The sequence below is a fragment of the Microcoleus sp. D3_18_C2 genome (assembly GCF_036702395.1).
Lineage (GTDB): Bacteria > Cyanobacteriota > Cyanobacteriia > Cyanobacteriales > Microcoleaceae > Microcoleus.
In genome coordinates, this window is record NZ_JAUBTG010000006.1 from 53,014 (window position 1) to 74,060 (window position 21,047).

Genomic DNA, 21,047 nt, shown 5'->3' on the forward strand with positions numbered 1-21,047 from the left:
CATTTAGTCCTGGACGCATAAATACCAAAGAAACCGGGTTTTTACCAGTTTTAAAGGTCTGGATACAGTATTTTCGCAAAAACCCGGTTTCTGACCACCCCTGCGTCCAGGACTACCCTTTTTAAATCTGGTGCATCTTTCGCGAGCGCTGGCGGTGGTTCACGTTCCCTCTAATCTGTTAAAATATTTTTGCATCCGAGAGCATATTCCATTGATAAAATTCTCAATTCTCAATATTAGAAGAACAAGTTAACGCGGAAGGCATTTTTAAACTTAGTGTCGCAGCCAAACCTCTAATGAAAGCAGAACAGGCAAGTCCCTGGTAGAAGTCGCTCCCCATCGGCATATCAGGGCGATAGCCACCGATCCCCACCATCTCGCATTCTCCTCAATTCATACTTTATGCGGATGAAAACGCCGGCCCCAAGTTGAGAGACTGAGAAGTGGCGTTACCCTTTTTTTAGCGATGGCAAACCGAGTTTTGATTGTCGGCGGCCGAGGACGAATTGGCAGCAGTGTTGCCCAAGACCTTGTTACCCATACCGACGCAGAAATTACCGTTACCGGACGCAACTCTGAAGCCTCTATTGGGCCGGGATTGCCGCCGGATCGGGTGCAGTACCAAACTTTTGATTTAGCGGACAGTGCAGCCCTGCAAAAAGCTGTTTCAGAGTCTAATCTTGTGGTTCACTGTGCGGGGCCTTTTCACTACCGAGACGCTAGTGTACTGAAAACTTGCATAGAAGCAGGTGTTAATTATACTGATGTCAGCGACAGCCGCAGTTTTACTCGCAGAGCTTTAGACTTGCGCGAAACAGCTAAAAATGCTGGAATTACTGCTATTATTAACACGGGGATTTTTCCCGGTGTGTCTAATAGCATGGTGCGGCGAGATGTGGAGCAATTAGATGAAGCAGAAAACATCCATTTGAGTTATGTTGTCGGAGGTTCTGGCGGTGCTGGCGTTACCGTCATGAGAACCACTTTTTTAGGTTTGCAAACTCCTTTTGACGTTTGGGCCGATCGCAAGTGGCAGCAAGTAAAACCCTACAGCGATCGCGAAACAATTGAATTTCCCGCACCCTACGGCAACACAGGCGTTTACTGGTTCGATATGCCGGAAGCAATCACTTTGCCCGAAACTTTCCCCGTCAAATCAGTTGTGACTAAATTCGGTACGTCTCCCGACCTTTACAATCACCTTACCTGGTTTGTTGCCAAGTATTGGCCCGCTAGCTGGCTCAAAAATAACTCTGTGATTGAATTTCTCTCCTACGTCAGTTATGGGATGACCAGTGTTAGTAATAGTTTTAGTGGGGTTGGTGTGGCCGTGCGATCGCAAGTGACCGGTCTCAAAAACGGTCAACCCGCTAAAGTTTGCTCGACAGCGATACACCCTAGTGCAGCAGTCGCTACGGGCCTCGGTACTGGCAGCATAGCTCAATTAATGTTAGAAGGAAAACTGGAAAAACCGGGCGTTTGGTCGGTCGAACAAGCTCTTTCTACTGAGCTATTTGAACGAGCTATGCAGAACAGAAAACTAGACATAGAGCAGGTTGTTTTGTAGTTAGTTAGGTTATTTATAGCAATTTAAAATCTTGGAAAATAGGATTTTTGCCAGAACTGCGAAGACGCGAAAGACGCGCCTAAAAAGAAGAGTCAGGGGCTTCTTAATTGATGGGAAAACCCCTAGATAGGGTTCCTCGCAGGAATTGCGATCGCCCCTGATAGGAGATGAGTTCCGCTTGTATAACTAATCTATCTTTTGGTAGAAGTAATAATAACAAGCAGGCGCTTAAGATATGGGATGTCACGGGAAACATCCCTTTTGGCTCGCTCTAGATGCGGTAGCTGCGACACAGATTGCGATTGAACCAAGGTTGTCAATGTGCGATCGCAGTGAAGGGGCGACAAACACCATAATTTTTGCGGAAAAATACGAGGAGAAGTTGATATGAAGCGGGTTTTAAAAGCTCTAGGACAAACATTGAGCCAAAGCATTTTGCTGGTATGTACCCTGGCGTTCATTGGTCTGCTAAGTCTAGCGATCGTACCCAGTCAGGCTGCTTACGCAGGTCAAGACAGAACTCAGGCGCAGCCAGAAGCTAAAATTACTGACCCCGCAGAAAGTTTCGAGGATCTCAATCCCCAAGCAGCTTACGAAGAAATAGTCAAAACCTCTCAAAATCCTGCAACGGTCGAGAAAGCTTACGACGAAAGCTTAAAGGAGTACAAGGGAGAACACCCGCAAGAAGGCATAGTTCAAAAAGCTGAAGAGTTGATCGAAAAGGTAACTGGCAACTAATAAATCAAGAGATTTATATCTAACTCAAGTTGCTGGTAAATAAACAGCTTCAGTGAATAAACAAGGGAGCCGAGTTTAGAACTCACTTGAACATCACGATCTAGGGTGCGCCGAGGCGCACCTTATCCCTTGAGAGTAGCGTGTAAAACTCGTTTTTGAGTCGAGAAGTATTTGATCGTTTCCTTCCTTTTGAAGCTAGCAGCTTCATCCTTAAGGCAGATGAATAGATATGAATTTAAAAGGTAAATTTAATCATAGTTACAGTTAGATAAAAGGAAAAAATATCATGAGCGATGACAAAAAAACGGTACATGAACCTGATGCTAACCTAGATCCGCTTTCGGGGGAAACCGGGGCTCATCCAGTCGCAACGGGTATTGGTGCGGCGAGTGCCGGTGCTGCGGGTGCTGCGATCGGCGGTGCCATCGGCGGGCCTGTAGGAGCAGTTGTCGGCGCTGTTGTGGGTGCCTTTGGCGGCGGTTTGGCGGGCAAAGGTGTGGGCGAGGCGATCGACCCCACGGTAGAAGATGCTTACTGGCAAAGCAACTACAGTTCCCGTCCTTACGTGGACACGAGCGCGACTTACGAAGACTATCAGCCTGCATACCGCACGGGTTATGAGGGATACACCCGCTATGGCGCTACTGGTAAGAAATACGACGAGATCGAACCGGATTTGCAGCGCGACTACGAAACAAATCGCGGTAAGTCTAATGTGACTTGGGAAAAAGCTAAGCACGCCACGCGCGACGCTTGGGATCGGGTGGAACGGGCTGTTCCTGGCGATATTGACAAAGACGGCCGCTAAGGGCTTACGCCAAGTATTTCTCAGTCTTGGAGACACACAAACTCAAGCATTCCGGTGATTTTTAGCCGGGTACCGGAATCGAGGGAAGTGTTTGATAAAAAAACCCGGCTGCGTTTTGGACTGTTGTTGATAGGTAACACAGTTTTTAACGCGAGTTTAGCGAAGTTTTTGGGGATTTTCAGCCCCTCTCTACATCGGAGAGGGTATTTTTATGCTCCCTTAAAATTGCATTTTTCAGGACGATTTTTCTTTCACAGGGCTGTTCGCTGTGAGAACTCGCTATAGACGTAGAGCCTTTGCTGTGCGTGAGTTTAGCACTCCTAAAAAATGCTTTTTACAAAATCGGGATGCTTCCGTTTGAGATTAACATTTTTTTTTGACTATTAGCCTTAAAATTAAACTTATTCAGGACTGAGGCATCGATTGCATATTTCTGTCATTGTTCGCGATGCGCTTTCTTCAATCGCAGCCGGATCGTAAAGCGTCGGTGGCTTCAATTCCGATAATTGTTAACCTAAATCCTCTCATTCAAAATTGGTATTACTTGTGGATGAAATGTTGGAAAGAGCTTGGACACTCAAGCAAAATTTAATTGACTTTGTGCTGGATGCTGAGGGAGAGTTGGCGGTAGCTTTGGAAGCTTATGCAGCAGCTCGATCGACCGGCGAGCGCTACGATATTGCTCAGCAAAATCAAGTGATTGACAGTTTTACTATCGAAGGTAAAGTCGGAGAGAAAACGCCGATCGACTTATTTGTCGAAAGTCAGCCGGATTTAACCGAGAGCGATCGTAGCTTGCTCGAAAGTTGGGAGCACAGAAGCTTCACTGGCTTATTTGAAATCACTCAACTTTCCCCCGACAGGTTTGAACTGATGAACTGGCTGACGGCTAAGCACTACGTTGTCAAGCCCAACAGTCCTAATTTTCTTGCAGAAATGTCTCGCTTTAAGTTAGGAGAAATCTTGCTGGCTCGGATTTCTCCCCTTACCGATGACTGGTGGATACTTTCGAGCTCTCCCATCCCGAAGGGGAAATTGGGTAAGCCGAAGTTGGCGGTGGCGATCGGTAATTTCAAGCAAAATCACAAAAATAACCTATACAGCGATGCCCCGGAATTGTTAGAGCAAGCTTGGCAGTCAGTAGAAAAGTACCATGAAGATTTTACCGAATTTTTTGGCAGTGAGGAATTGACGCTATCGGGATATCACCTGAATAAACAGTTGGCTGAATTTCAGGAATTTATCACTAAAAAACGCCTAGCTGATATGGGCGTTGATGGAAGTAAATCTCTGGCGGATATCGTTGAAGATGCCGGAGTCGATCGAGAAGAAGTCAAAGCAGCAGCCATCGCCGCTGCAGGTGCTGATGCTAAAGCAGTTGAGGTAATGCTCGACAGCAATGCTAGTGCAAAAATGGTAATGCCGAAAGTCGAATTGCCCGATCGCTTCAAGAAAGCCGAACAGGTGAGTGCACTTTCTCATCCTCGCTGGGGACAAACCTTTTTGTCTACTTACGCTCAATTTACTGCACTGCTAGCAGCCGAAGACTTTTCAACCGTTCCCGGTTACGAAAAGCTGGTGCGTAACTATCTCGAAGATCCTGCAATTAATGTCTGGATTTGGCAACGGTTAGCTAAAGTTAATCCAGCGAAATTAGAACAAATTTTGCAAACTGTATTGCAGCGGACTAATTTTCAGATCGATCGCGATTTAGATGCCCTGCTGCAAGAGTTTAAAAAACCCTTAGAACCCGAACTCCCGGAAATTGCCAGCGTTCCCCTGCACCTGCACAACTTATTTCAGGAAGCTTTAGGCGAAGTTAATAAGTCAAAATCCAAGCCACAGGAGAAAAAGAAAAGCTCTAAGGGCTTTAAATCCTGATTTTAGGAACAGGCCGAAAAGCCTGTTCCTAATCTGCCTACTGGCATCACAATCTCTGCACTTCACCGTAAAATTACTTACTCTATCCCATCTAAAATTTCAACTCTAAAATCGATTGACCGAAGTTGAAAAACCCGGAATATTAGTGCGATCGTCCCGCTCGCGAGTTGCAGTGCGAGCGCCCCCGCTCGCGCTGCAACTCGAAAAATTATGATTCCGATGAAGCGCGGAAACGATATCAGTCCTGTTTAATTCAAACTTTAAAAATCACAACTATTTTCAGTAATATAACTGAACTCAATATTTTTTTGTTCGCTCAAACTTGGTGGAATTATCCATCTGTGTCAGCGCCGAGGGATTGGCATCGAAATTAAAACTCTACCGCTAAACTTCAAGATTTATTTCTTTTGACACTTGACTCAAACAAGGTGTTATGATGGGAAATATAAAAAAATAGTCTTCATAAGTTTGAGCGCTGACTACAATGATGCAAAATCTATTGAAACACGTGCGGGAATTGCAGGGACATATTGAGCAACTACCTGTAGATAAACAGGCGATTTTAACAAGCACTTTCGAGCATTTGTCCGCATCTTTACAAGAATTGGCTGCAGAGTTTCAGTCGCTTTTGTTGTCTAAACAATCCCAAGTCAAGTTAGAAAGAATTAACAGCAATTTAGAGATTAAAGTTGCCCAGCAAGCTGCTACTATCAGACATTTAGAGCAGCAGTTAGAGCAAAGCCAGATGCTGTACAAAAGGGTGACTCAGGCACTGACAAAAGGGGAATCCCGACTGCAAAGTCTCCTGCGAAATTCTTCCGATTTGATGACAATTCTCGAAGCAGACGGACGCATCCGAGACCAAAATTCGATCGCAGCAGAGCGGATGTTAGGCTACAATCTCGAACAAAGAATTGGCGAATTCCAAGACGATTTGATCCACCCAGACGATCTACCTGTTTGGCAAGCATATTTGGCAAAATTACTCAAACAGCCAGGGATTGCACCGCCTGTAGAATATCGGAAACGGCACGCTAACGGTTCTTGGGTGTATTTAGAAGTCATTGGTAACAATTTACTCCACGATTCCAGCATCAACGGCATAGTCATCAATTCCCGCGATATCACAGAGCGCAAGTTCTCAGAAGCAGCTTTGGAAAAATCGCAAAAGCAAATCGTTAATATCTTAGAAAAAATCACAGACGGCTTTTATGTGCTCAACCGCCAGTGGCAGTTTACCTACCTCAACGCGAAAGCAGAGCAGTGCTGGCAAAGAGGGCGTCAAGAACTTATAGGTAAAAATATTTGGGATGAGTTTCCTGATACAGCCGACACGATTTTTTTCAAGCAGTTTTACAGAGCGGTATCTGAGAACGTTAATGTTAAATTTGAAGGATATTACCCGCAGCTAAATATTTGGTTTGAAGTCGAGGCTTATCCCTCGGAAGAAGGTTTGTCGGTGTTTTTTCAAAATATAACCGATCGCAAAAATGCAGAAAACGCACTGCGAGCATCAGAATCGCGCTACCGTATTCTCTCGCAAATGACTTCAGATTTTGCCTATTCTTTTAAAGTATTGCCTGACAATACCTGGGCCTGCGAATGGATGACTGAAGCTTTTACTAAAATTACGGGTTATACTCCCAAAGAAATCGCAACTTCCGGCGGTTTACAATTCGACTGCATTCATCCCGACGACCTAGAAATGCTGCTGGAACAAATGCAGCTTCGTTCATCTAGCCGCAAGGAAGTAAGCGAGTATCGAATTGTCACCAAATCCGGTGAAATCCGGTGGCTGTGGGATTGTCGGCAAGTTGTGTGGGATGAAGTCGAGAACCGCGCTGTCGGCATTTATGGTGCTTGTCAGGACATCACACAACACAAGCTGGTAGAGGCTAAATTGTGCGAAACCAATCAAGTTTTACAAGGCTTAATTAAAGCTTTGCCGCTGGCAGTTGTCGGGGTTGATAGTAATGCTTTGGTGACGGTGTGGAATTCTGCGGCGGAGCGAGTTTTTGGCTGGAAGGAGTCTGAGGTTGTGGGGGAGCTTTTGCCGATCGTCCCTAGCGATGAAAACGTAAATTTTTATGCGATGTTTCAGTCAGAATTGGCAGGGGAAGCGCAAGTTGCTAGGGAATGTCGGCGGCGGCGGAAAGACGGTTCATCAATTGATGTCTGTATTTGGACTGCACCGATGCGAGATTCTGAGGGCTTGACTTCTGGCACTATCAAGATAGTTTCTCAGATTTCAGAAGCAAACGGAATGGAGGAAAATATGGGCTGGTTGCAATCCCGCAGAGATCGACTAGAACCATTTTGGGCGCGTTATGTCAAGCTTCCTGCGGGAATTAAAAATTTACAAACAACCTGAAACCAAAGTCTTGTGGGGTGGGCACTCTTAGCCCGCCCCAAAAATACAATTTAGATGCGGGACACCTTAGCTTCACGTTTTTTAATCTTCGACTTGCCGAACAGCCATGCGTTGCAGTGGCAGACTGAGTATGCTGGAAACTGTCAACAAGTAAGATAGAACCGTGGTCAGCTTCAGACTTGCCAACAACCAGTTGTCCTCCGGCAGAGGCATCTTTAGGGCAAAGACAGACATGGAGTAGACTATTGAGTAAACAAAACTCATCTTAATTAGGATTTCTTCGCTTAAAGTGCGATCGTCCCTTGGCTGCGATTTGCGATCGCTCAGCAAAATTAGACCCGCAATAGAAGCCACACAAGAAACCATAACGAGATAGTCATGCCAGTTAAGCTCAACCATTTTCAAACTTCCTTGATATCCTAATTTTTAGAATCTGACATCAGTCTAAAGGATAAGTTTTCCCAGTCAAAACAATAGTTACAAATTGACACAGCGGTAGTTACAAATCTCAATGAAAAATAATCGCGATCGGCAGCCACAGACTCGTTTAGTCAGCCGCCAAGGACAATTCCCCTTAAATATTGTCAAGTTGGGAGTACCTCGCCTGCATTTTGCCGACCTCTACCACAGGCTGCTAACTCTTTCTTGGCCTCGATTTTTCATCCTGATTTGTCTCTCCTATACAGTCGCGAATTCTTTATTTGCCTTAGCTTACTTGGCGGGAGGAGATTGCATTGCTAACGCGCGGCCGGGTTCTTTCCCAGATGCCTTTTATTTCAGCATCCAAACAATGGCGACGATCGGCTACGGCGCCATGTATCCGCGCACGGATTACGCTAATACTATAGTTGCGATCCAAGCGCTTTTTGGTTTGTGGGGAGTAGCAATGGTGACGGGACTGGCTTTTTCGAGATTTTCTCGACCAACAGCCAGAGTTATCTTCAGCCGCGTAGCTGTAATCGCTCCTTTCAACGGCGTTCCGACTCTGATGTACCGCACTGCAAATCAGCGTTTTAACCAGATTTTAGAAGCGCAGCAGCGAGCTACTTTGATCCGTGACGAGGTAACAGCGGAAGGAGAATTTATGCGGCGTTTTTACGATTTGCAATTAGTGCGAAGTCACTCTCCGATTTTTGCATTAACTTGGACGGTTATGCACGCAATTGATGAGAACAGTCCTTTGTACCAACTTACTGCAAAAGACTTGATGGAACAGCAAGCAGAAATTGTAATTACGTTAACAGGAATTGACGAAACTGTTTCGCAAACTATTCATGCGCGACATTCTTTTGTGGCATCTGAAATTATGTGTAATATGCGGTTTGTAGATATTCTTTTGCAATCGGCGACGGGAGGGCGGGTGGTTGATTATACTCGGTTTCACGATGTGAAGCCTGTTGAATGAAAGTTTTGATTTAGCCACCAGTGCTAGAATACCTGTATGGCCAAAAAAAGTTAATATTTATGAACTCAATAACTGCAAATACGACACTGAAAGAATTGCAAGCGCAACTCTTAGCTTTAACTCCCGAAGAGAAGGCTCAAGCTATAGAATTACTAGCCCAAAGTTTAAGAAAATTTTGGTCTGGAATTCAAAAGACTCCCGGCGTGTGCGGCGGCGATGCTTGCATCAGACAAACGCGAATTCCTGTTTGGGTACTGGTGAATGCTCGCGGTTTAGGTATTTCTGAGGCTGAACTCCTAGAAGACTATCCGACTCTGCGTGCCGCTGATTTGGCGAATGCTTGGGCTTATGCTGAGGCATATTCTGATGAGATTGAAACAGCAATTCAAGAACAGGAAGAGGCATAAACAGTGGCAGATATTTATAGCGCGATCGCACAAAGCATTAAAAATGAAATATTTTACCATTTTAAATCAGCCTTTTATGAACGGGCAAGATGCCCGTTCCACAAGAAATTCATTCTTTGTGGAACGGGCATCTTGCCCGTTCTTGAAAATGGTACAACATCTCAGTTAACATAAACAAAATACTCCTCGTACTATGCGAATAATTCATACTGCTGACTGGCATTTAGGGCGACGTTTTCGAGGGATCGATCGCACTTCCGAAATTGCGATCGCCCTCGAACAGATTTTGAAGCAAGCAAAAGCATTGGATGTCGATGCTGTGCTCGTTGCGGGCGACATTTTCGACGTGCCCAACCCTCCCGCTTACGCCGAACGCATTGCTTATAACTTTTTCTGCGAACTCCAAGCAGCAGGAATTCCCGCAATTGCGATCGCCGGTAATCACGATTCGGCATCCCGCATCGACAGCATCGCGCAATTGCTTTCCCTCGCCGGTGTTCGCGCTTTAGGCAAACCCAGGCTTTCCGCCGACGGCGGCACAATTACTCTCAATACAAAAAGCGGTAAACTTTGTGTGGGCGCGATGCCTTTTGCTTCCGAACAAAGACTGTTAGATGCTAATTCTCTCTGGCAGTCTGGCGATGCCGATCGCCGAAAAGATTACCGCGAAATTGTAGCATATTTACTCGAAGATTTAACCAGAGAGTTTAGAGACAATACTGTCAATATTCTCATGGGACATATGAGCATTGACGGCGCTCGATTGGCAAAATCCGAAGTCGCTTATTACACGCGAGAAAAATACCTCCTATCATCGCAAACTCTGCCCCCGGAAGCTCAATATGTTGCCCTCGGACACATCCACATTCACCAGCGAATTTCTGAGACTTCTCCCGCTTATTATTCCGGTTCTTTGATTCAGTTAGATTTTGGAGAAGCGGAACAGGAAAAAGGATTTTGCTTGATAGAAGTTGAGCCGGGAAGTCAGGCAAAGGTGGAATTTAAGCCTGTGGCTTGCCACAAGCCGTTAAAAGTGCTTAAATGTCATAACGACAATCTCGATGAAACTTTACAAGCTCATCAGTACCATCCGGGTTTCTTGAAAGTAATTGTCGAACTGGACAGTCCGCAAATCGGACTTGCCGATCGAGTGCGCCAAATCTGTTCTCAAGCGCTGTTAATTGAACCGCGCTATCCAGATGCAGCGCTAGAACCAACAGAAATAACTACTATCGATCCCAATAATTTCGATCCGGCAGCCGAGTTTTGCAACTATTATCAAAACCGATTGGGAACGACACCTAAATCGGCAGTATTGGAGGAATTTAAAAATTTGTACAAGAAGTTTAAGGAAACAGTTAATAATTAAATGCGTAAAAAGATACAATCCAAAATCCAAAATCTCAAATTTCAAATAGTTTTAAGACTGAAACCCACGCTAAATGTCGCTTGTAGTCGAGTCTAGAACCCCCTAAATCCCCCTTAAGAAGGGGGACTTGGATAATACTCTTGTTCCCCCCTTATTAAGGGGGTTAGGGGGGATCGGGAAGACTGTAGAAGGAAGACACTAGACCGGAATATAACAATCTAAAACCCCAAATCTAAAATCTAAAATCAGTATGCGTCCACTCGAACTTATTCTCGAAGGATTTACCAGCTTCCACCGCGAACAGCGTTTAGATTTTTCTCAACTCGATTTGTTTGCCATTACTGGTGCTACAGGTGCGGGCAAATCTTCACTGCTAGATGCCATGACTTACGCTCTTTTTGGCACTACTACTCGCAGCGGCAAACAAGTAAGTGATTTGGCGAGCCAAGGTAGCGAAAATTTAAAAGTGCAGTTGCGTTTTGCTGTGGGTTCGGCACAGTACCGGGTGACGAGACGGTGGCGTTTCCGTCCGAAATCTCCCGAAAATAAGGTGATTTTGGACAACTGGCAAAATGGCCAATGGGAAACTTTGGGGACGAGTATCGTTGCTGTTCAAAATACCATTGAACAGATTTTAGGAATGGATTTTGATACTTTTACGCGCGCAATTGTTCTGCCTCAAGGCAAGTTTGATGAGTTTATTAAAGGGGATACTTCAAAACGCCGGGAAATTTTGCGGCAGCTAGCAGGATTTGAGATTTTTGAGCAGATGCGGAAGGAAACAAATGAACTCGCAAAGTTGCTGAAACAGGAACGGGAAATGGTGGAAAGGCAGCTAGCGGATTTGAGTGCGCCGACGGCTGATGAGGTGGATCAAAGACGATCGCAACTTTTGATTTTAGAGCAACAGTTGCCTGAGTTCGATCGCGCTGTTATGAAAGCTCAGAAGGCTCTAGATGAAGAGGAACAGCTATTTTCGCAAATCGCTCGCTGGCAAGAGTTACAACAACAACTGGCTAAATTAAATGCTAATTCTGCTGAGGTTGCAATTTTAGCACAGCGTTTAGAAAGAGCGCAAGCTGCCAATCATTTACAGGGAGATTGGGCTTTAGTGCGATCGGCTCGCCGTCAGTATGAAACTGCCGAAAGTGCCTCGGTGGCAGCGCGAAAGCAGTTAATTAAAGCTCGCTCTGAGCTGGCAGTAGAGCAGCAGCAACTTGACGCGGCCAAAGCCAAAGAAGAGGTGCTAGCGCCACAAATTAAGGCTCGCGAAGATGCTCTAGCTGCTGCTAAAGTATATGAAGAACAGCGCGCTCAATTAGAAAAAGAAGTTGCGCTTGCCCAAAAAATTCAACAGGAAAAACTGCGCTTTTTTATGGCAGCAGATAAAGACCTGCAAGCTGCTAACACTAAAATTCAAGGCGCTGGTTTTCGAGTTACTCAAGCAGCGGCACAACTCGAACAGTATGCGCCGGGAGGAAAGCGTTTAGAGCAATTGCAGCAAATTTCACCCTTATTGATGGAATTGCAGCTAATTACCAAGCAGCAAAAGACTCAGCAAGAACAGTTGGATAAATCTCTGGCAGATCGGGAAAAAGCTCAACAAAATTATGTGAAGGCTACCACTAATTTAGAAGCCATTGAACTCAGGCTAAAAGAGTGCGATCGCGAGTTAGAAGCGGCCCAAACCGCTAATGCGGAAGCGGCACGTTTAGAGAGTGTTGCTGCTGTCAGAATGTCGCTGAATTCTGGCGATACTTGCCCGGTGTGCGGGGGGGTGCATCCTGAGAGCGATCGGCTCCCTCCTTTGCCAGATTCTAATATTGTCGATGTCGCTGATTTGCGGCAGAAATTGGCGGGGGCAAATCAGCTTTTTCAAGATGCTCAAAGGTTGGCTGCTGAGGCAAAAAGTACAGCTTCAGCTTGCCAGCAAAAAGAGTCGGAAATTGCTCAAATGCTGGAATTAACAGCGAATAGAGTTGCCGAATTGCAGCAGCAAATCACTCAAGTTCTGGAAAATCCTCAGTGGGAAAGCTTGGGGTTGCAGCAGGAGTTGGCAATCCTTAAAGAGAGCGATCGCCAATACCGGGAAACCGAACAGCAGTTCCAACTGGCATCATTGGAATATGATAATTTTCAGGAAAGATTTAATTTGGCGGTGGCGACTCAAGCAGCTAAACAGCAGGAATATCAAGATGCGATCGCCGAATCAGACCGCCGCCAGCAACAGTTCCAAAGTTGTGTAAATGCGCTTTATCAAATTACCGAATATCAACCTTATGCTAATTTAGCAAAAGTCTTAGAGCAAGACAAGCAAGACTTGGCAAATCTGCTGAAAGTTGCCGAAAAATCCTATCAAACTGCTCAAAATAAGGTTATTCAAGCAGCAGAGAGAGAGCAACAAGCTGGAGAAGCTTTTGGGCAAGCCCAAGCCCAGAAACAGCAGCTAAATCTGGATTGGTCAGCAAAATTAACAGCGGCTGATTTCACAGAAGATACTTTTTTAGCAGCGGTTGCGACAGTTAAGGAACAATCAGAATGGGAAAATGTTATTCGCTCTCACCGCGAATCAAAAATTCAGTTAGAGACGCGGGCGAAAGATTTGAGCGAGGCGATCGCAGGCAGAACTACGGATGAGAATACTTTAGCACAAGTGCGATCAGCAAAACATACCGCCCAAGAAAACCTCAAACAAGCCAACAACAACCGCGCCGAACTTTTAGCTTGGATTCAAGTAGCAGCCCAAAATCTCGAACAAGCCGAAAGACTGTCACAGCAAATCACAAACTTCACAGAACAAGAGCAAACTTATCACACCTTAGCGCAGAATCTCAAATCCAACGAATTTCAATCGTACATTTTAGAACATTTAGAAGCAGAATTAGTCGGCAGCGCCACCTTAATTTTGCAAGAATTAACCGAAAATCGCTACAAACTAAAAAACCAAGACGGCGAATACTGGGTAACAGATAATTGGAACGGCGGCGAAGCTAGACGAGTGCGAACCCTTTCCGGTGGCGAAACCTTTGCAACTTCCTTATCAATGGCTTTAGCTTTGTCAGAAAAACTGTCTCAAGGAACTCACTTGGGCAGCTTGTTTCTCGATGAAGGATTTGGTACTTTAGATACCGAAACTCTCGAAAGCGTTACTCAAATTTTAGAATCTTTGCGGCAGCGAGACAGGCTGATTGGAGTGATTACCCACGTTCGAGAATTGGGCGAAAGATTGCCAGCACAAGTTAAAGTGTCTAAATCCCCCCAAGGTTCTAAAATAGAAGTTGAAAGAGTCTAAGTCTCTACTTTTTGCGATATATGGTAGTTTTTCTAGAATTGTGTTTCTTCTTCTGTAAAGATAGGAGGCCACAATTCTGAAACGGGCAATTCCCAACCGGGGAAAAGTTCTGGTAATGTTAAGATATCGCCATTTTGTAAAATTTGTGGTTCGCCAGCCGCTCGATAAATCTTCACTGTTTCTGCATCAGGATCGATCGCAATTCCGACAATCGCTCCGAGCTCAACAAACTTCAAAACCTTGGTTTCGATAGGCTGCGTGCGATCGCTTTGAGACTTAATCTCTACCACCAAATCGGGAACCAACTGTCCAAAATAACGCGGACTTTGGCGCAATCGTGCGGCGCGCACAAAGGAAACATCGGGCGCTTTGACGTTAGTATCTGGCATAATAAAGCCGCCTGCGGAGTCAAAAACTCGTCCGAGACGGCGGGGATTTACCCAAGCGAAAAGAAAGGCAATGAGACGGCTGCTGATTTCACTGGATACGATGTCAGATGGGCCCATAATTGAAAGTCTCCCGTCTTCTAGTTCAATTTGGTAATCTAAACCAGCTTCGGAAAAAGCGGTTTGAACTTGCTCAACATCTTTGACAGTCATCGTTGACATAGGAACTTTCTCCTGTTATGAGCTGATATTTCATTTTAGCACGATCGCTATTTTCAATCTATAATTTAGTCAAACCCCCAAGAAACAAATATTATATGAAAAATTACCCCACTCGAATGCAATCGGTACAGTCGCCCATAATTCCCGTAGTTGGCGAACTGATTCGCCAAAATCCCGGAACGATATCTTTAGGACAAGGCGTAGTTTACTACAATCCGCCACAAGAATCATTTGACAAAATCCCCGAATTCTTCGCAAATCCTGACAATCACAAATACAAAGCTGTCGAAGGAATTCCACAACTACAGGAGGCTATCGCAGCCAAACTAAAAACTGATAACGACATAGAAATTAATAGCAAAAACTGCATTGTTGTTACCGCAGGCAGCAACATGGGATTTACCAACGCCATTCTAGCCATCACTTCGGCGGGGGACGAAGTTATTATCCAATCACCTTATTACTTCAACCACGAAATGGCGGCTATTATGGCAAATTGCCAACCAGTGATAGTAGAAACCGACGCAAACTATCAACTTAATATCGATGCTATAAAAAAAGCCCTTACCGACAAAACGCGAGCCATAGTTACCATTTCACCAAATAATCCCACTGGTGTTGTTTATTCAGCCGAAGCACTCCAAGAAGTGAACGAAATTTGTCGCCAGCACAACATCTATCACATCAGCGATGAAGCTTACGAATATTTTACTTATAACGGCGTCAAACACTGTTCGCCCGCCGCTTTTCCCAACAGCAGCGAACATACAATTTCTCTGTTTAGCCTCTCGAAAGCCTATGGTTTTGCGAGTTGGCGGATCGGGTATATGGTAATACCAGAACACTTGCTCGTTTCTGTGAGAAAGATTCAAGATACCATCTTAATTTGTCCGCCCGTAATTTCTCAGTATGCAGCCCTGGGAGCCTTGCAAGTTGGTAGAGGTTACTGCGATAATTATGTAAGGGCGATCGCATCCGTGCGCCAACTCGTATTAGACGAACTCAATACTATCCAAAACTTGTGTACAATTTCCCCAGCCGCTGGAGCTTTCTACTTTTTCTTGAAAGTTGATACTGAACTCGATACAATGGAATTAGTAGAACAATTAATTCGCGAATATCGCGTAGCAGTGCTTCCCGGTACAACTTTCGGCATGGATAACGGCTGCTATTTGCGCGTTGCTTACGGTGCTTTGGAGAAAGCAACCGCCACCGCAGGTATTAGGAGATTAGTTAAAGGTTTGAAGACAATTTTAAACAAGTAAAATAGGAAATTTCAAAATGGTTGCCACGAACTTGAAAGCAAATACAAATATCCAAGATACCTCCGCTGCAAGACTGGCAGACTTGCGCGATTTGATGGCAGATTATGAATTAGATTGCTATTACATCCCAGCGGTTGACGAACACTTAAATTTATCAGTTCCAGCAGCGAAGCAGCGGCGGGCTTGGATGTGCGGTTTTACGGGTTCCGCTGGCGATTTGTTGGTTGGCAAAGATTCCGCTTGGTTGTTTGTGGACTCCCGCTATTACGAACAAGCCGAATTGCAAGTCGATACTGGAATTATTCAAATATCGAAACTCGGGTTAGAAGGAAATTTAACCTTAATTGAAACTTTAGAAAAACTGGCTGTAGAATCGGCAGAAAAATCAAGGAAAATTCGCCTGGGTTTTGACCCGTTTACCGTAGCGACAGAGCAATATCAAAATTGGGTGAAAAAATTTGCAACGGCGGAGATTGAGCTCATACCAATCCGGGAGAATTTGACAGACAAAGTGCGATCGCAAACTCCTTGGCAAACAACAGAGACTTTACCCGCGATTGATGCAGAACCCATATTTAGCTTACCTGTATCCCTGACAGGAGAAACCGCCGCCGAAAAATTAGCCAGAGTCAGGGAAGCGATGCACAAAGCCAACATTGATGTGCTTCCGATTACCAACCTGAATCAAATAGCGTGGCTGTTCAATCTCCGAGGCTCGGATATCCCCCACATTCCCATTTTTATATCCTATGCCATTGTCACCACAGATTCAGCGTTTTTATTTACAAATCCCGAACGAATTTCACTAGAAATAAAGCAAGAATTGCGGGCGGATGTAACTTTGCTTCCCTACGCAGACTATCCGCATACATTAGAAACTTGCGTAAATTTGCCACATAAAGTTCGGGTACTTTTAGACCCAAAACACAGCACAGCAGGCACGTACCAGTTAATATTAAACCATCAAGAAGCGCAGTTTTACAACATCGAAATAGTTTTTAAGGCACATCCGGTAGAAGGGATGAAAGCTCGCAAAAATCCCGTAGAAATTGAGCAGATGAAATCAGCCAATTTCAAAGCAAGTCGAGCGAAAACTTTGGCTTTAAAGTGGTTGACAGAACAGCTAGAAAATGGTAAGGTAGTTACCGAGTTTGATGTCAAAGAAAGCATCGAACATTTTTACCAGCAAGAAACAGATTTTCAGACTTTAACTTTTAGAACGATCGCCGGTGCGGGAGCCAATAGCTCGATCGTACATTACGGAACCCCCAGCCCTGAAATAACGTTAAAACCGGGAGAACTGCTGCTGCTTGACTCAGGCGCGCAATATTTAGCAGGTACAACCGACGATACGAGAACAGTAAGTATCGGAGAACCGACGGCGCTACAAATAGAACACTACACAACAGTCTTAATCGCGCACATCAACTGTGCAATGCAGCAATTCCCCAAAGGAACAACGGGAGCGCAATTAGATGCGATCGCCCGTGCGGTATTATGGCAACAACAGCTAGACTACGGACACGGTACAGGGCACGGAGTCGGCGCGTTTTTAGCCGGTCACGAAGGGCCAAACGGCATCAGTAAATCTGTGCAGTATCCCCTGGAAGCCGGGATGGTAACTAGCATCGAACCGGGATATTACGAACCGGGATGGGGCGGAATTCGTATCGAAAATCTCTATGTTGTCAGGGAAATGCCATCCAAAAATGGTACTGTTTGGTACGGATTTGAAACGCTGACGTATATTCCGTTTGAGCGCAAATTAATAAATGTCGATCGGCTGTCAAAGACTCAACTAGCATGGTTGAATAATTATCATGCTGCTGTAGTCGAGAAACTGGAACCCGTACTTGATGCAGCAACAATTGAATGGTTGAAAAAAGCCGCCGCACCCTGTGTGATATCAATTCCGGTTGCACCGGAATGATACCGAGGACACTGCAATGCTCATAGATGTCAACTTAAGGTCAGCCCGAAAGTCCGACAGGGGTTGAAACCCCTGTCTCAAAGCGAAAGTCCTCTTAAGAGGACTGAAGAACTCATTAAGCTGTCGCGCCTTTAAATTGCATATTCAGGGCGGGCGGGACGCCCAACCCCTACTCCCCACAAGAGTTAGATTGTTTTTTGACAGACAATTTAAATGCAGAACAGCTTAGTCCTCTTAAGAGGACTTTCGCTATTAGACAGGGAATTCATTCCCTGGCGGACTCGCGGGCTGACTAACGGGCTGGGCTGGCTGACAGCTTAAGTTGACACGCCTTGGGCACAGTGCGGTGTCCCTACCCCAAAATAATATTGTAATATTGTAGGGAAACAGCACGTGCAGTCTCCTGATTTCTTAAAAAACAGAATACCAAAATCCCCGACTTCTCCAAGAAGTCGGGGATTTAAGATACAAACATTTAGAGAATTTAGAGTAAAGCTGGTGACAGGATTTGAACCTGCGACAGGCTGATTACAAATCAGCTACTCTACCAACTGAGTTACACCAGCAGTGAAACTTAATATAGCAAACTTATAGTCATTAGCGCAACCCCCCCAGCCAATTTTTTTTCAAATTCGCTCAAAACCCCTCCCCGTAAGGGTAAAACCGGAATAGTCTGCCCACACCCGACTGCCAATTAAGGAATGAGAATTAAATAATATCAAATCCGGTAGCATCGGAATTATTCCTCTCTGTATTCTCTCCCTCTGCGTTCTCTGCGCCCTCTGCGGTTAAATCATTCCGATACAACCGGAAACGATATAACTTCCACAAGATTGTGGGATGGGCGGGACGCCCATCCCACAATAACAATTAAAATTGTAAGTTATTTAATTCGCGATCCTAACTAATCGCAGCGCCAAATCTTAATCGTCCGATCCGCACTCCCGCTGGCTAGCAAATTGCCCGAAGGTGCGATCGCCACCGAGTACACCGTACCCGAATGTCCCTTAAGACTGGTCAACAACTCCCCCGTCTGCAAATTCCAAATATTAATCGTATTATCATCGCACCCGCTAGCCAAAGTCAAACCGTCCCCACTGATAGCAACCGACTCGCCCCGACTCACATAATTCTGCAAAATATGCAGCGCCTCATTCGTTCCTAAATTCGTTACACCGTTTCCCCTCCCAGAATTAGTATTTAAAATCCGCAACAAACTGCCCGTCTGCAAATTTCGCAGCTTAATCGTATAATCATTGCTGACGCTAGCAAGAATCTGACCATCCGGCGCGATCGCCACAGAATTCACCCCAACATTCAACCCCGAAAGAGTCCGCAGCAACTTACCACTTTCCACATCCCAAACCTTGCTCGTCGCATCCGAACTGCCACTCGCCAATATTTTACCGTCCGGGCTAAAAACCACCGCATTCACATTATCAGAATGACCCCTCAAAGTCCGCAGCAACTCACCACTCCGCAAATTCCACAGCTTAATCGTATTATCAGCCCCGCCGCAGCTAGCAATTACCAGGCCCTTCGGGTTAATCGCCACCGAATTCACCTCCATAGAATGTCCCGGAAAAGTACACAGCAAATCACCATTGTGCAAATTCCAAAACTTAATTGTTTCGTCCGAACTGCCGCTGACCAACATTTTTCCGTCATAGCTAATAGCAACCGAATTTACGCGATCGGAATGTCCCGTCAGAGTGCCAATTAATTCCGTTGTTTCTAAATTCCAAATCTTAATAGTTTTATCCCAACTACCGCTAGCCAAAATTTTGCCGTCAGGGCTAATCGCCAGAGAATTCACAAACGATGAATGTCCCGGCAGCGTATATACACACCGCCATTTCTGATGTTTTAATTTGTGAGCTAATTCCTTCACCCGCTTAGCTGCAGCCTCAGCTTCCTCTCTGCGTTTGAGTTCAGCCTCCTCCAAACGCTGGCGTTCCGCCCTAGCTTTCGCCTCTCGCAGCGCCAGCCGCCGCATCTCTCCCTTAGAGACTATTCGCTGCTGCTCCTGAATTTCTTTAAGAGTTTCAATATACGGTTTTGCCCAATCTTTAGAAAACCATTCCTGAGCAAATTCCGCCTCTAATGTAAATAACTGAGGTTCGTGAGTAAAATCGATATTTAAATAATACAAATCCGCTAAAAAAGCGGCCAATAACTTGTGAATAGTCACAATTATTTGCCGAATAATTCGCAGGCTCAGCTTTCTATCTTTTCCCTCTGCCTCCAACTGTTGATAAACCTCTTCCCAATTCCAAGGCTGCATCGCTACTAGAGAAACGCTCTGATTGATGACTCCCCAAAAACCAACATGAAAATTCACTTCATAATCGCTGATATCGCTGTACAGTATAGCTGTCGGTACGGGAGACAACACAGTCTGCAACCGCTCCACATCAATATCAGAAATGGATTTTTTGAAATAGTCTCCGTAAAACTGAACCGGGCACAAATCTCCGTGCGGGGGGTAGTGCTGGTTCAAAAAAGCTCTTAACTTAGCCGGCAACTCGATATTCAGATTGTGGCGAAACGAATCGGGGCAATCTTGGCTAATTTTTGCGGGAGCAACTAACAGCAGCAATCGGTGCTGTTGCTGCTGCAAAATCTGTTCAGTTTCCTGCCTGCTCAAATTAGAAAACCAGTTGTCCCTGTCCCAAATAGTTTGAATTTCGTTCAGCTTAACTCGAATTGCTTCTGATTGAAACTCCCGCATTAAGTCGCGGCAAAGTCGGCTAATGGCCCGCTTATCTCTTACTTCTTGTGCCTTAATTCGATTAGCCCGTTCTTCCTTTACCCTTTCTTCTGCGCTGGCGATCGCGATTAATTCTTGTTCTCTGGCCTGCTGTCGCTGCAAATATCTCACTTGTGCTTTAATCCAGCGGGGGTCTTTTTTGATTTGCTGGTTCAAAGCTGAAGAACCAGAGGGCTCAATTTCTGCATAGCGTTCGTTGACAGCGCTTGCTCCCAATCTTTCTCCCAATTCAGAGGCTACAGGCTTCAACAGTTCAATTAGGGTGTCTGAGACGGGGCGGGGTAGGGACATACCAGTTAAAACTTTTTCTTAGTTAAGGGCGATCGCGCGAGTCAATCGATTTTAGATTTTAGATTTTAGATTTTAGATTGAAGCATTGACCCCACGGATAAATTCGGGGGCTCCTTGATCGGATACAGGTTTTTTATTTCTCCACGGATGAATCCGGCGGCTTGTATCCTGGATGCTTTCGGTCAGGCATATCTCGCTGGGGCGGGGACTCTTGGCAGGGCTATTAGATTTGGGCGATCGGCCGATGCTATATGTAAGGCGTATCGTGCAGGCGAATCGTGCAGCCGCGCCAGCTAGCACCTTAACTTAATAATAATATTTATTTATACACTTTACATTTTACCC

At 45.2% G+C, this 21,047-nt stretch carries 14 protein-coding genes and 1 tRNA gene; 11 read left to right on the forward strand and 4 right to left on the reverse strand.

All coding sequences use genetic code 11. The features are described from left to right. Positions 1-466 precede the first annotated feature (466 nt). The 5 genes from QUA88_RS06355 to QUA88_RS06375 all read left to right on the forward strand — a co-directional run bounded on the left by QUA88_RS06355 (position 467) and on the right by QUA88_RS06375 (position 7,365). Positions 467-1,567, forward strand: coding sequence for a saccharopine dehydrogenase NADP-binding domain-containing protein (locus QUA88_RS06355; RefSeq protein WP_333056740.1), 1,101 nt, complete (start codon positions 467-469; stop codon positions 1,565-1,567). 387 nt (positions 1,568-1,954) lie between these two features. Next, entirely contained in the window at positions 1,955-2,305 is a 351-nt protein-coding gene (locus QUA88_RS06360) for a hypothetical protein (RefSeq protein ID WP_333056741.1), read from the forward strand. Positions 2,306-2,591: 286 nt separating this feature from the next. Then, entirely contained in the window at positions 2,592-3,113 is a 522-nt protein-coding gene (locus tag QUA88_RS06365) for a hypothetical protein (protein ID WP_333056742.1), read from the forward strand. Between the two features lie 546 nt (positions 3,114-3,659). Further along, positions 3,660-4,994 carry a hypothetical protein gene (locus QUA88_RS06370; RefSeq protein ID WP_333056743.1) on the forward strand — a complete coding sequence of 445 codons (1,335 nt, stop codon included), beginning with the start codon at positions 3,660-3,662 and terminating at the stop codon, positions 4,992-4,994. Between the two features lie 484 nt (positions 4,995-5,478). Further along, positions 5,479-7,365 carry a PAS domain S-box protein gene (locus tag QUA88_RS06375; protein ID WP_333056745.1) on the forward strand — a complete coding sequence of 629 codons (1,887 nt, stop codon included), beginning with the start codon at positions 5,479-5,481 and terminating at the stop codon, positions 7,363-7,365. Between the two features lie 81 nt (positions 7,366-7,446). Here the strand turns inward: QUA88_RS06375 and QUA88_RS06380 are convergent, their stop codons facing one another. Then, on the reverse strand, positions 7,447-7,764 hold the full coding sequence (locus QUA88_RS06380) for a hypothetical protein (RefSeq protein WP_333056746.1): 318 nt from the start codon (positions 7,762-7,764) through the stop codon (positions 7,447-7,449). A 112-nt stretch (positions 7,765-7,876) separates the two neighbouring features. Between QUA88_RS06380 and QUA88_RS06385 the strand changes: the two genes are divergently transcribed. From QUA88_RS06385 to QUA88_RS06400, 4 genes are all read left to right on the forward strand, one after another. Beyond that, positions 7,877-8,770 carry an ion channel gene (locus tag QUA88_RS06385; protein ID WP_333056748.1) on the forward strand — a complete coding sequence of 298 codons (894 nt, stop codon included), beginning with the start codon at positions 7,877-7,879 and terminating at the stop codon, positions 8,768-8,770. Positions 8,771-8,829: 59 nt separating this feature from the next. Then, complete coding sequence (locus QUA88_RS06390; RefSeq protein ID WP_333209808.1) at positions 8,830-9,177, forward strand: DUF433 domain-containing protein; 348 nt, start codon at positions 8,830-8,832, stop codon at positions 9,175-9,177. Positions 9,178-9,370: 193 nt separating this feature from the next. Next, positions 9,371-10,546: an exonuclease SbcCD subunit D gene (locus QUA88_RS06395; protein ID WP_333270852.1), complete on the forward strand. Its 1,176-nt coding sequence runs from the start codon at positions 9,371-9,373 to the stop codon at positions 10,544-10,546. Between the two features lie 250 nt (positions 10,547-10,796). Then, a complete protein-coding gene (locus QUA88_RS06400) occupies positions 10,797-13,838 on the forward strand; it encodes an SMC family ATPase (RefSeq protein WP_333209813.1) in 3,042 nt (1,013 codons plus the stop codon). A 32-nt stretch (positions 13,839-13,870) separates the two neighbouring features. Here QUA88_RS06400 and QUA88_RS06405 read toward each other — a convergent pair whose 3' ends face one another. Next, the gene (locus QUA88_RS06405; protein WP_333056752.1) at positions 13,871-14,446 is read right to left on the reverse strand and encodes a Uma2 family endonuclease; all 576 of its coding nucleotides are present in this window, start codon (positions 14,444-14,446) and stop codon (positions 13,871-13,873) included. Positions 14,447-14,541: 95 nt separating this feature from the next. On the opposite strand from QUA88_RS06405, the gene QUA88_RS06410 reads away from it, so the two are divergent. Together QUA88_RS06410 and QUA88_RS06415 are read left to right on the forward strand one after the other, a co-directional pair. Then, positions 14,542-15,711: a pyridoxal phosphate-dependent aminotransferase gene (locus QUA88_RS06410; protein WP_333270857.1), complete on the forward strand. Its 1,170-nt coding sequence runs from the start codon at positions 14,542-14,544 to the stop codon at positions 15,709-15,711. A 16-nt stretch (positions 15,712-15,727) separates the two neighbouring features. Beyond that, positions 15,728-17,641, forward strand: a complete 1,914-nt coding sequence (locus QUA88_RS06415) for an aminopeptidase P family protein (RefSeq protein ID WP_333056754.1) — start codon at positions 15,728-15,730, stop codon at positions 17,639-17,641. 493 nt (positions 17,642-18,134) lie between these two features. On the opposite strand, the gene QUA88_RS06420 is transcribed toward QUA88_RS06415, so the two are convergent. Together QUA88_RS06420 and QUA88_RS06425 are read right to left on the reverse strand one after the other, a co-directional pair. Further along, positions 18,135-18,207 (reverse strand) — tRNA-Thr (locus QUA88_RS06420). Between the two features lie 338 nt (positions 18,208-18,545). Then, positions 18,546-20,702 carry a WD40 domain-containing protein gene (locus QUA88_RS06425; RefSeq protein WP_333270861.1) on the reverse strand — a complete coding sequence of 719 codons (2,157 nt, stop codon included), beginning with the start codon at positions 20,700-20,702 and terminating at the stop codon, positions 18,546-18,548. Positions 20,703-21,047: the final 345 nt, after the last annotated feature.

Coding starts and splice junctions, on each gene's coding strand:
- QUA88_RS06355 (WP_333056740.1), top strand. CDS start 467: ATGGCAAACCGAGTTTTGATTGTCGGCGGCCGAGGACGAATTGGCAGC.
- QUA88_RS06360 (WP_333056741.1), top strand. CDS start 1,955: ATGAAGCGGGTTTTAAAAGCTCTAGGACAAACATTGAGCCAAAGCATT.
- QUA88_RS06365 (WP_333056742.1), top strand. CDS start 2,592: ATGAGCGATGACAAAAAAACGGTACATGAACCTGATGCTAACCTAGAT.
- QUA88_RS06375 (WP_333056745.1), top strand. CDS start 5,479: ATGATGCAAAATCTATTGAAACACGTGCGGGAATTGCAGGGACATATT.
- QUA88_RS06380 (WP_333056746.1), bottom strand. CDS start 7,764: ATGGTTGAGCTTAACTGGCATGACTATCTCGTTATGGTTTCTTGTGTG.
- QUA88_RS06385 (WP_333056748.1), top strand. CDS start 7,877: ATGAAAAATAATCGCGATCGGCAGCCACAGACTCGTTTAGTCAGCCGC.
- QUA88_RS06390 (WP_333209808.1), top strand. CDS start 8,830: ATGAACTCAATAACTGCAAATACGACACTGAAAGAATTGCAAGCGCAA.
- QUA88_RS06395 (WP_333270852.1), top strand. CDS start 9,371: ATGCGAATAATTCATACTGCTGACTGGCATTTAGGGCGACGTTTTCGA.
- QUA88_RS06400 (WP_333209813.1), top strand. CDS start 10,797: ATGCGTCCACTCGAACTTATTCTCGAAGGATTTACCAGCTTCCACCGC.
- QUA88_RS06405 (WP_333056752.1), bottom strand. CDS start 14,446: ATGTCAACGATGACTGTCAAAGATGTTGAGCAAGTTCAAACCGCTTTT.
- QUA88_RS06410 (WP_333270857.1), top strand. CDS start 14,542: ATGAAAAATTACCCCACTCGAATGCAATCGGTACAGTCGCCCATAATT.
- QUA88_RS06415 (WP_333056754.1), top strand. CDS start 15,728: ATGGTTGCCACGAACTTGAAAGCAAATACAAATATCCAAGATACCTCC.
- QUA88_RS06425 (WP_333270861.1), bottom strand. CDS start 20,702: ATGTCCCTACCCCGCCCCGTCTCAGACACCCTAATTGAACTGTTGAAG.